Below are 11,161 nucleotides of genomic sequence, written 5' to 3' on the forward strand. Positions count from 1 at the left end.
GGAGGGCGGGTCGGCGTCTGCTGATCCGGGATGCCGCCTTCCGCTTGCGTAACCGCACCCCTGGCGGGAGCGTTGTCACTGCGGATCGTTAATCTGCTGATCAGTCAGTTGCGGACGTTCAAAGGGGTTGGAGGTCGGCATGGCGGCGCTCGCCTGGTTGCTGATTCCGCTTGTGGCTGCCATCGGCGCGGGGCTCTGGGGCAGTTGGGCGAACCGGACCCGCAAGGTCCGCAACGACGGCCCGGAACTCACGGGCTACGCCCGCTTCCGCGAGGCCATGGAGAAGCCCCGGCCGGGTGCCTGAGGGCCGGAGAAACAGCAGGTCACAGGCGTTGGAAAGCGCAGGGCCGCCCCGGACGGGCGGCCCTGACGGTGCGCTGACAGGACCGTCCCGTACTGTCGAGTCATGCCACGCCGCACCGCGACGATGCTCGCCTCCACCCTGATGCTGATCGCGCTCCTGTGCGCGGGAGTGTTCATCCCCGTGCCCTACGCGGAGATGTCCCCGGGGCCGACGGTGAACACGCTGGGTGATCACGACGGTGAGCCGGTGCTGCAGATCGCGGGGAAGAAGACCTACGCGACCAGTGGCCATCTGAACATGACCACGGTCCGGGTCACGAGCGCCGACTATCGGATGAACCTGGTCGAAGCCGTCTATGGCTGGCTCGCACACGACAACAAGGTCGTGCCGCGCGAGACGCTCTACCCGGACGGCAAGACCGAGGAGCAGTCCACCCAGGAGAACGCCGAGGAGTTCAGCCAGTCCCAGGAGAGCGCCAAGGTGGCCGCCCTGAAGCAGCTGGACGTTCCGGTGAAGTCCTGGGTGATCGTCTCGACCGTCGTCAAGGGGTCCCCGGCCCAGGGAAAGCTGCACGCGGGGGACGTGATCAAGGCCGTCGACGGTACGGCGGTGAAGGAGCCGACCGACGTCGCGAAGCTCGTCACCAGGCACAAGCCGGGCCAGGACGTCCGCTTCACGATCGTGCCGGCCAAGGAGCAGGCCACGGCGGAGAAGGAGAAGCGGACGCCGACCAGGACGCAGGACATCAGCATGACCACCACGACGTCCGACGACACCGGTGAGAAGCGCGCCATCGTCGGGATCTCCGCGGGCACCGACCACACGTTCCCGTTCACCATCGACATCAAGCTCGCCGACGTCGGCGGGCCGAGCGCCGGGCTGATGTTCGCTCTCGGCATCTACGACAAGCTCACCCCCGGCAGCCTGACCGGCGGCAGGTTCGTGGCGGGCACCGGCACGATCGACGACGCCGGCAAGGTCGGGCCGATCGGTGGCATCGAGATGAAGACCGTGGGCGCGCGGGCCAAGGGCGCGCGGTACTTCCTGACGCCCGCCGACAACTGCGCGGCCGCCGCCGAGGACACCCCCGACGGCCTCACCCTCGTCAAGGTGGGCACCATCCAGGACGCCCTCGGCGCTCTCGAGGACATCCGCAGCGGCGACACCGCGGATCTGCCGACGTGCGGTAAGTAGATCGGGGACCGGGCCCGGAGAACCGGGCCCACGGTCCTTCGGGGCTACTCCTCGAACGTCGCCGTCAGCGCCTCCGCCAGCCCCGGGACCAGGTTGGAGCCGGTCAGGACCTCCGTGGGGGAGTCCTTCTCGCGCAGCCGCAGGGCCGACTCACGCGTGCCGTCGCGCAGCACCGCGACCGTCATGCGGACCTCCTGGCGGTCCGGGTGGTCCGCCACCCACTTCGTGAGCGCGGCCTCACTCAGACCCTGCGGAACCTGGGCCTCCGCGGACGGCGGGAGCATCAGGCGCTCCACCGCGAGGGCACACCCGACCACCGAGTCGGGCCAGGCGATGGTGGCGAGGAACTCGTCGAGCGGCTTGCCCGTTGGAACTTCGTCCTGCTCGATCGGGGTGAGGCCGGAGTTCTCCGACTCGTCACCCAGACCGAGCCGGTCCGCGAGCGAGGGTTGTTCGGCCCGCAGGCGTGCGGTGTCGACGAGGGCGAAAAGGCGGGCTGACTGGTCCCAGCCGAGGCCGGAGACGTACTCGTCGATCTCGAGTACGGCCCGGGTGAGCGGGTGCGCAGCCATGGGAGTGTTGGACATGGTCACAATCCTGCCTCGTTCCCGGCCGGAATCGGGAACCGAGTAAACGGTGAGTAAGTTGCATAGGTAGGGGCCCCGATGACGGGGGCCACATGCGGTCCGTGAAGACGCGGGCCTGACGAATCGACAGCGAACTTCGAGGTGCGCACCTTGGCTTTCCAGATGCCGGACCGCGGCGGAGGCCCTTCGGGGCCGCGGATCAGAGTGGGCCGCCCGTCCCGGCGTGTCCGGACCCTGCTCACGACGCTGGGCGTCCTGGCCGTTCTCGGCATGGCGTTCACCATGTTCGCGGGCTTTTGGACGGACTGGCTCTGGTACCGGTCGGTGGACTACTCCTCGGTCTTCACCACCACCCTGTGGACCAAGATCGGGCTCTTCTTCGTCTTCGGCCTTCTCATGGCCCTGGCCGTCGGCTTCAACATCTGGCTGGCGCACCGGCTGCGGCCACCGCTGAGCGCCATGTCGATGGAGCAGCAGAACCTCGACCGTTACCGGATGAGCATCGCGCCCTACAAGAAGTGGCTGCTGCTCGGGATCACAGCCCTGGTGGGCCTGATCGCCGGCGCCTCCGCCTCCGGCCAGTGGCGGACGTGGCTGATGTGGGTCAACGGCGTGCCCTTCGGCGAGAAGGACCCCCAGTTCAAGCTGGACGTCGCCTTCTACGCCTTCGACCTGCCCTGGTACCGGTTCCTGCTCGGCTTCGGCTTCGCCGCCGCGATCCTGTCCGTGATCGCCGCCGCGCTCACCCACTACCTCTACGGCGGGCTGCGCGTCACCAGCCCGGGCGCCCGCGCCACGGCGGCGGCCACCGGGCACCTGTCGGTGCTCATCGGCATCTTCGTGGCCCTCAAGGCGGTCGCGTACTGGCTCGACCGGTACGGACTCGCCGTGAAGTCCAGTGACTTCCGGGCGACCGACAACTGGACGGGTCTCAGGTACGTCGACGCCAACGCCTACCTGCCGGCCAAGACGATCCTCTTCTGCATCGCCGTCATCTGCGCGCTGCTGTTCTTCGCCACGATCTGGCGGCGCACCTGGCAGCTGCCCGTGATCGGCTTCGGCCTGATGGTGCTCTCCGCGATCCTCATCGGCGGCCTCTACCCGGCGATCGTGCAGAAGTTCCAGGTCCAGCCGAACGAGCAGGCCAAGGAAGCGCCGTACGTCGAGAAGAACCTCGAGGCCACGCGCAAGGCCTACGGCATCGACGGTACCAAGGTCACCGACTACTCGGGCACGAGCAAGACCGAGGACAAGACCACCCTGCGCGACGACGTCCCGGCCACGGCCAGCATCCGGATCATGGACCCGAACATCGTCTCGCCGACGTTCCAGCAGCTCCAGCAGATCAGGAACTACTACGCGTTCCCGAACAACCTGGACGTCGACCGCTACACCAAGGACGGCAAGGACCAGGACACGGTCATCGGCCTGCGTGAGATCAACCTCGCGGGCATCCCGAAGAAGAACTGGATCAACAACCACTTCCGTTACACCCACGGGTTCGGAGTGGTCGCCGCCGAGGGCACCAGCGCCGACGCCCAGGGCCGTCCGAACTTCACCGAGTCCGACCTGCCCTCCGAGGGCGACCTCGGCACGTACGAGCAGCGGATCTACTACGGCGAGAAGACCGACACGTACTCCATCGTCGGCGGTCCCCAGAAGGAGATCGACTACTCCGACGACAACGGCGAGAAGACCACCAGCTACAAGGGCGACAGCGGGGTCAACCTCTCCAACCCGGTCAACCGGGCGGCGTACGCGGTGGCGTTGGGCGAGCCGCAGATCATGTACTCCGGTGCCATCGGCGACGGTTCGCGGATTCTGTACAACCGCACGCCCAAGGAGCGCGTCGAGGCGGTCGCCCCCTGGCTGACCATCGACGGCGACGCCTACCCGGCGGTCGTGGACGGCCGGATCCAGTGGATCGTCGACGCGTACACGACGACGAACGGCTACCCGTACTCCTCGCGTACGACCCTCGGTGACACCACGGCCGACTCGCTGACCGCCACCAACGACAACCGCGCGGTGGTGGCCCAGCAGAACCAGGTCAACTACATCCGCAACTCGGTGAAGGCCACCGTCGACGCCTACACCGGCAAGGTCAAGCTCTTCCAGTGGGACACCAAGGACCCCGTCCTGAAGACCTGGATGAAGGCCTTCCCGAACACGGTGGAGCCCAAGAGCGACATCTCCAAGTCGCTGATGGACCACCTGCGCTACCCCCAGGACCTGTTCAAGGTCCAACGGGAGCTGCTCACGCGCTACCACGTGAAGGACGCCACGACGTTCCTCAGCGGCAGCGAGGTGTGGCAGGTACCGGACGACCCGACGAATCGGTCGGGCAGCGCGGTGCCGCCGTACTACCTGAGCATGAAGATGCCCGACCAGAAGGCGCAGGCGTTCTCGCTGACGACGACCTTCACGCCCAACGGCCGGGACAACCTCAGTGCGTTCATGGCGGTCGACGCCGAGGCGGGCACCGGTGACTACGGCAAGATCAGAATCCTGAAACTGCCGACGAACACCACGGTCAACGGACCCAAGCAGGTCCAGAGCCAGTTCAACTCCCAAGAGGACATCGCCGAGTCCATCAGGCTCCTGAGAGGCGGCGACTCCGAGGTCGAGTACGGCAACCTGCTGACGGTGCCGCTCGACGGCGGACTGCTCTACGTGGAGCCGGTCTACGTCCGCGGTGGCGGACTGAAGTACCCGCTGCTGCGCAAGGTGCTGGTCACCTACGGAGGCCAGACCGCCTTCGAGAACACCCTCGACGAGGCCCTGAACAAGATCTTCGGCGCGGACGGTCCGGCCGCCGAGCCCCCGGACGAGGGTGATACGACGCCACCACCGCCGACGTCCGACAACCCGACGGTCCAACAGGCCCTGGAGGACGCCCAGAAGGCGTTCGACGCCGGCCAGGAGGCCCTGAAGAAGAACGACTGGGAGGCGTACGGCAAGGCGCAGAAGGATCTCGAGGACGCCCTGCGGCGGGCCGAGGACGCGCAGGCCGAGGCGAGCCGGGCGGGCGGTGCCGGGGGCGGCGAGAGCAAGCCCGGCGGCAGCCCGAGCGGCAGCCCGAGCCCGAAGCCGAGCAGTTAGGCCCTGGCCGCCCTGGCCTGGTCAAATGCCCACTCCGCGCCGTGATACGGTTGTGAACACAACGGCGCGGGGTGGAGCAGCTCGGTAGCTCGCTGGGCTCATAACCCAGAGGTCGCAGGTTCAAATCCTGTCCCCGCTACTGAAGTCGCGATGTCCGAGTGACGGAGCGGCCACGAAGGCCCGGATTCCACAAAGGAATCCGGGCCTTCGTGATGTGTGAACGCATGTGCTGGCGCAGGCTGTGGCCGCGCCGCCAGGGGGAGTTGGGCAATCTGTGTTTGACTTGTCTCTCTGTGGGCATGTCGACAAAACGCTGAAGTGACCTCACTGGCTGCGGTATACGAGGTGTACCCAGGTTGCAGGTGGTGCGACGATGGACGTTATGGGGGACAAGGCAACTCTGTTCGAGACAGGGCGTTTTGTGCAGCCTTCCAGCGGGGAGGACACCGAGACCCCGGACGAGACCGGGGAGATCGCCGACGAGGCGGCCGAGGAGCTGCGTCAGCGGCTCGCAGCCGAGGCCGGCGACGTCGAGGCGATGAGTGTCCTCGGGGCCATGCTGCTGCGCCGTGGTGACCTCGACGGTGCCGAGCCTCATCTGCGTGCCGCCACCGCCGCGGGCGACCGGGCGGCCGCCAACAACCTGGGGGTTCTCCTCCACCAGCGGGGGTACGCCGACGAGGCCGCGGGATGGTGGCGGATCGCCGCCGTCGCCGGATCCACGGCGGCCGCGCACGCCCTGGGCCGGCACCACCGCGAGCGCGGCGACGAACCCGCCGCCGAGTACTGGCTGCGCCAGTCCGCCGAACAGGGGCACACTCTCGGTGCCTACGCGCTCGCCGATCTGCTGGAGCACCGCGGTGACGCCGGGTCCGAGCGGTGGATGCGGGTAGCGGCCGAGCGCGGGCACCGGGAGGCGGCGTACCGGCTGGCGCGGGCGCTGGACCGGCACGCGGCGCGGGAACCCGGCGGCGACAGCGGTGCCCAGGTGCCTGAGGAGGCCGAGCAGTGGTACCGGCAGGCCGCCGCGCGCGGCCACCGGCGGGCCGCCCTGCACCTCGGGACGATCCTGGAGAGGCGCGGCGAGCTCAAGGAGGCCGGACGCTGGTACCTGACGTCCGCCAAGGACGGCGAGGCGCGTGCCGCCTGCGCGCTCGGCTTCCTGCTGCGCGACGCGGGCGACACCGACAACGCCGCCGTGTGGTGGCTGCGGGCCGCCCAGGACGGCGACGGCAACGCGGCGAACGCGCTGGGCGCGCTGCACGCCGAGCGGGGCGAGACCCAGACCGCCGAGCGGTGGTACCGGGCCGCGATGGACGCGGGCGACGTGAACGGCGCCTACAACCTCGGCCTGCTCTGCGCCGAGCAGGGGCGCACCCCGCAGGCCGAGCAGTGGTACCGGCGCGCGGCCTACGCCGGGCACCGGGAGGCCGCGAACGCGCTGGCGATCCTGCTGCTGCGGGGCGGCGACGAGACGGGCGCGGAGCCGTGGTTCTCCAAGGCCGCGGAGGCCGGGAGCGTGGACGCCGCCTTCAACCTCGGCATCCTGCATGCCGGGCGGAGCGAGGAGCAGGCCGCGCTGCGCTGGTACGAGCGGGCCGCCGCCGCCGGGCACACCGAGGCGGCGCTCCAGGTCGGCATGGCGAGACTGCGCGACGGCGATGAGCAGGAGGCCGAGAGGCATCTGCGGTGTGCGGCCGGGGGCGGGAGCGCCGAGGCCGCGTACCGGCTGGCGACGGTGCTCGACGCTCGGCGGCCGCCGGAGCCGGCGCATGAGCTCGGGGAACCGGTGCACCTGCCCAGCGAGTGCGAGGAGTGGTACGAGCGGGCGGCGCACCAGGGGCATCGGCGGGCACAGGTGCGGGTCGGCATGCTGGCGGCGGCCCGGGGCGATGTCGTCGAGGCCGCTCGGTGGTACCGGGAGGCGGCCGAGGCCGGTTCCCGCAACGGCGCGTTCAATCTCGGGCTGCTGCTGGCCCGGGAGGGGAGCGAGCCCGAGGCGGCGGTGTGGTGGAAGCGGGCCGCCGACGCCGGGCACGGGCGGGCGGCGTTGCGGCTTGCCCTGGTCTACGCGCGTCGGGGAGAGCTGGCGGAAGGGCAGCGCTGGGCCGACCGGGCCGTGTCGCTGGGGCCGGCGTCCGTCGCCGAGAGGGCGGAGCGGCTGAGGGACGCGCTGCGGCAGGAGCTCTCCGCGTGAGGTGTGGGTGCCGGGGCCGGGTGGAGGTGGTCCCGGTCCCGAGCGATGGTCCCGAGCAATGGATTTGCATCCGTCCTCCGCGTTGACGTAACGTTGCATTCAACGGCGCGGGGTGGAGCAGCTCGGTAGCTCGCTGGGCTCATAACCCAGAGGTCGCAGGTTCAAATCCTGTCCCCGCTACTGAAGGCCGAGGGCCGGAATCCGAAAGGGTTCCGGCCCTCGGTGCGTTTGGCGTCCAACGGCCCGGCCCTATACGGCCCGGCCCTACGAAAAGCCCCGGCACCGCGATGGGTGCCGGGGCTTTTCGTAGGGCCGGGCGAGCGGGCTAGGCGGCCGCGCAGTTCGGGCAGACGCCGCGGTACGTCACCTCGACGTCCGAGACCGTGAAGCCGAAGCGCTCGGTGTCGGGGAGGTCCGCCAGCGGGTTGCCGGTCGGGTGGACGTCCCGGATCGCGCCGCACTGGGCGCAGACCAGGTGGTGGTGCGGCTGGTGGGCGTTCGGGTCGTACCGCTTGGCGCGCTGGTCGGTGGAGACCTCCAGCACCTCGCCGAGGGTCACGAGCTCACCCAGCGTGTTGTAGACCGTCGCCCGGGAGATCTCGGGCAGCTTGGCGACGGCCCGGGCGTGGACCTCGTCGGCCGTCAGATGGACGTGTTCGCCGTCGAGGACCTCGGCCACGACGCGCCGCTGCGCGGTCATCCGCCATCCGCGTCCGCGCAGGCGTTCCAGAAGGTCACTCATGGCCACAGCCTAACAGCTATAGGGACCAGGTCGCGAACAGGTGTGAGATTAGAGTCCTGCTTGTTTTAGACAATGTCTATTGTAGGATCGAGAACGGCTTTGACCAGCGGACAGGACTGGTCGGGAATGGTGCAGGAGGCGCACGTGACGCAGGGACCGCTTACGACGGAGGCCGGGGCTCCGGTCGCCGACAACCAGAACAGCGAGACCGCGGGCGTCGGCGGCCCGGTGCTCGTCCAGGACCAGCTCCTGCTGGAGAAGCTGGCCCACTTCAACCGCGAGCGCATCCCGGAGCGCGTGGTGCACGCCCGCGGCGCGGGTGCGTACGGCACCTTCACGGTGACCGCCGATGTCACCCCTTACACGTATGCCGCCTTCCTCTCCGCCGTCGGCAAGCAGACCGAGGTCTTCGTGCGCTTCTCGACCGTGGCCGGCAACCTGGGCGCCGCGGACGCGGTGCGCGACCCGCGCGGCTTCGCGCTGAAGTTCTATACCGAGGAGGGCAACTACGACCTCGTCGGCAACAACACCCCGGTGTTCTTCATCAAGGACGCCATCAAGTTCCCGGACTTCATCCACACCCAGAAGCGCGACCCGTACACGGGCTCGACCGAGGCGGACAACGTCTGGGACTTCTGGAGCCTGTCGCCCGAGTCCACGCACCAGGTGACCTGGCTGTTCGGTGACCGCGGCATCCCCGCCTCGTACCGCCACATGGACGGCTTCGGCTCGCACACCTTCCAGTGGAGCAACGAGGCCGGCGAGGCCTTCTGGGTGAAGTACCACTTCAAGACGGACCAGGGCATCAAGAACCTGACGGCCGAGGCGGCGGCCCGGCTCGCGGGTGAGGATCCCGACTCCCACCAGCGTGACCTGCGCGAGGCCATCGAGCGGGGCGAGTACCCGACCTGGACGGTCGGCGTGCAGATCATGCCGGTGGCCGAGGCGGCGACGTACCGGTTCAACCCCGTTCGACCTGACCAAGGTCTGGCCGCACGCGGACTACCCGGTCGTCGAGATCGGCAGGCTGGAGCTCAACCGCAACCCGGAGAACGTCTTCGCCGAGGTCGAGCAGTCGATCTTCAGCCCCGCCCACTTCGTGCCGGGCATCGGACCGTCCCCGGACAAGATGCTCCAGGGCCGCCTCTTCGCCTACGGCGACGCCCACCGCTACCGCGTCGGCATCAACGCCGATCACCTGCCGGTGAACCGTCCGCACGCCACCGCGGCGCGCACCCACTCCCGTGACGGGTCCCTCTACGACGGCCGTCACGGTGGCGCGAAGAACTACGAGCCGAACAGCTTCGGCGGTCCGTTCCAGACGGACCGTCCGCTGTGGTCGGCGACGGCCGTGAGCGGCGTGACGGGTGATCACCCGGCTCCGGTCCATGCCGAGGACGACGATTTCGTGCAGGCGGGCAACCTCTACCGCCTGATGGGCGAGGACGAGAAGGAGCGCCTGATCGCCAACCTGGCGGGCTTCATCGCCAAGGTCTCGCGCGACGACATCGTCGAGCGGGCGATCGACAACTTCCGTCGGGCCGACGGAGACTACGGCAAGCGGCTGGAGGCCGCGGTGCAGGCCCTGCGCGGCTGAACCTCCAGCACTGGACCGCTCGCGGTAGTGGACGGGCCGGGCCCCCTGGGGGGGCCCGGCCCGTCCGTGCCGCTAGGCGGGAACCTGCTGCCGTGCCGGCGCCCAGCAGCGGATGATGTCGCGGACCGAGACGATGCCGGCGGGTTCGCCGCCGTCCAGCACGATGAGGTGCCGGAAGCCGCCGTGTGCCATGGCGCCGGCCGCCTCCTCCAGCGTCCAGGCCGGAGCGGCGAACACGACGTTGTTGGTGGTGTGGGCGTGGGCGCGTTCCGTGTCCGGGTCCTGACCCAGGCCCACGGAGTTGAGGATGTCGCGTTCGGTGAGGATGCCGATGCCGCCGGCGTCGGGGTCGTGGACCACCGCCGCCCCCACCTTGCGCGCGGACATCAGCGCGGCCGCCTGGCGCAGGGTGTGGGTCGGGCCGATGGTGAGGACGACAGTGCTCATGGCGTCACGGACGAGCATGGATGGAGCCACCTCCTGGGAGTGTCCCCGCCGTTTGTTCATCGCTTCACAAGTTCACAAGTGGGGGTACTCTCAGAGTGGCAGGCAAAGGGAGGGTCAACAAGGGGGCGCTCGGTAACAACGGGGGGCTCAGTAGCGCTGGTTCAGATACCCCAGCAGCTCGTCGTGGAGCAGTCCGTTCGACGCGGCCGCGTTGCCGCTGTGGGGGCCCGGGCGGGCGTCGAGGCCGGTGAAGGTGCCGCCGGCCTCGGTGACGACGATGGCGGTGGCGGCCATGTCCCACAGGGACAGCTCCGGCTCGGCGCACATGTCGACCGAACCCTCCGCGACCATCATGTACGGCCAGAAGTCGCCGTACGCGCGCGTACGCCATACCTCCCGGGTGAGGTCGAGGAAGCCGTCCAGGCGTCCGTGCTCCTCCCAGCCGCTCAGCGAGGAGTACGCGAAGGAGGCGTCGGAGAGTGTGGAGACCCGGGAGACCCGCAGCGGGGAGGCCTTGGTGAGGCTGCGGCCGGAGAACGCGCCGTGGCCCTTCGCGGCCCACCAGCGGCGGCCGAGGGCGGGGGCGGACACGACGCCGACGACGGGCTGGAAGCCACCCTCGCCGGCCTCCATCAGTGAGATGAGCGTGGCCCAGACGGGCACGCCCCGCACATAGTTCTTGGTGCCGTCGATCGGGTCGATCACCCAGCGGCGGGGGCCGGTGCCCTCGACGCCGTACTCCTCTCCGAGGATCGCGTCCCGTGGGCGGGCGCGCCCGAGGTGGCCGCGGATGAGTTCCTCCGCGGCCTTGTCCGCCTCGCTCACCGGGGTCATGTCCGGTTTGGTCTCGACCTTGAGGTCGAGTGCCTTGAACCGGTCCATCGTCCCGGCGTCGGCGGCGTCGGCGAGGACGTGGGCGAGGCGCAGGTCGTCGAGGTAGTCGGGCATGCAACGAACCTATCTGCCGAGGTGCGGGTGGGGCTACAGGGGG

At 69.4% G+C, this 11,161-nt stretch carries 8 protein-coding genes, 2 tRNA genes and 1 pseudogene; 7 read left to right on the plus strand and 4 right to left on the minus strand.

From position 1 onward, the window contains the following. Nucleotides 1-139 precede the first annotated feature (139 nt). Nucleotides 140-304, plus strand: coding sequence for a hypothetical protein (locus tag C1J00_RS45530; protein ID WP_167455419.1), 165 nt, complete (start codon nucleotides 140-142; stop codon nucleotides 302-304). 102 nt (nucleotides 305-406) lie between these two features. Continuing rightward, on the plus strand, nucleotides 407-1,498 hold the full coding sequence (locus tag C1J00_RS28785) for a YlbL family protein (protein ID WP_102911927.1): 1,092 nt from the start codon (nucleotides 407-409) through the stop codon (nucleotides 1,496-1,498). A 44-nt stretch (nucleotides 1,499-1,542) separates the two neighbouring features. Here C1J00_RS28785 and C1J00_RS28790 read toward each other — a convergent pair whose 3' ends face one another. Continuing rightward, entirely contained in the window at nucleotides 1,543-2,085 is a 543-nt protein-coding gene (locus C1J00_RS28790; RefSeq protein ID WP_102911928.1) for a PPA1309 family protein, read from the minus strand. 162 nt (nucleotides 2,086-2,247) lie between these two features. On the opposite strand from C1J00_RS28790, the gene C1J00_RS28795 reads away from it, so the two are divergent. From C1J00_RS28795 to C1J00_RS28810, 4 genes are all read left to right on the plus strand, one after another. Further along, a complete protein-coding gene (locus C1J00_RS28795; protein WP_180989731.1) occupies nucleotides 2,248-5,187 on the plus strand; it encodes a UPF0182 family membrane protein in 2,940 nt (979 codons plus the stop codon). A 65-nt stretch (nucleotides 5,188-5,252) separates the two neighbouring features. Next, nucleotides 5,253-5,326 (plus strand) — tRNA-Met (locus tag C1J00_RS28800). 234 nt (nucleotides 5,327-5,560) lie between these two features. Then, the gene (locus C1J00_RS28805) at nucleotides 5,561-7,384 is read left to right on the plus strand and encodes a tetratricopeptide repeat protein (protein WP_180989730.1); all 1,824 of its coding nucleotides are present in this window, start codon (nucleotides 5,561-5,563) and stop codon (nucleotides 7,382-7,384) included. Nucleotides 7,385-7,490: 106 nt separating this feature from the next. Further along, nucleotides 7,491-7,564, plus strand: a tRNA-Met gene (locus C1J00_RS28810). A gap of 145 nt (nucleotides 7,565-7,709) precedes the next feature. On the opposite strand, the gene C1J00_RS28815 is transcribed toward C1J00_RS28810, so the two are convergent. Continuing rightward, a complete protein-coding gene (locus tag C1J00_RS28815) occupies nucleotides 7,710-8,126 on the minus strand; it encodes a Fur family transcriptional regulator (RefSeq protein WP_062928973.1) in 417 nt (138 codons plus the stop codon). A 144-nt stretch (nucleotides 8,127-8,270) separates the two neighbouring features. Between C1J00_RS28815 and C1J00_RS28820 the strand changes: the two are divergent. Further along, a pseudogene (locus C1J00_RS28820) lies at nucleotides 8,271-9,723 on the plus strand (catalase). 72 nt (nucleotides 9,724-9,795) lie between these two features. Here C1J00_RS28820 and C1J00_RS28825 read toward each other — a convergent pair. Both C1J00_RS28825 and hisN read right to left on the minus strand, forming a co-directional pair. Continuing rightward, nucleotides 9,796-10,188, minus strand: a complete 393-nt coding sequence (locus tag C1J00_RS28825) for a CBS domain-containing protein (protein ID WP_102911931.1) — start codon at nucleotides 10,186-10,188, stop codon at nucleotides 9,796-9,798. A gap of 129 nt (nucleotides 10,189-10,317) precedes the next feature. Further along, nucleotides 10,318-11,118, minus strand: coding sequence for a histidinol-phosphatase (gene hisN, locus C1J00_RS28830; protein ID WP_102911932.1), 801 nt, complete (start codon nucleotides 11,116-11,118; stop codon nucleotides 10,318-10,320). Nucleotides 11,119-11,161: the final 43 nt, after the last annotated feature.

Origin of the sequence: Streptomyces cahuitamycinicus, assembly GCF_002891435.1 — a bacterium.
In the GTDB taxonomy this organism is placed as follows: Bacteria; Actinomycetota; Actinomycetes; order Streptomycetales; family Streptomycetaceae; genus Streptomyces; species Streptomyces cahuitamycinicus.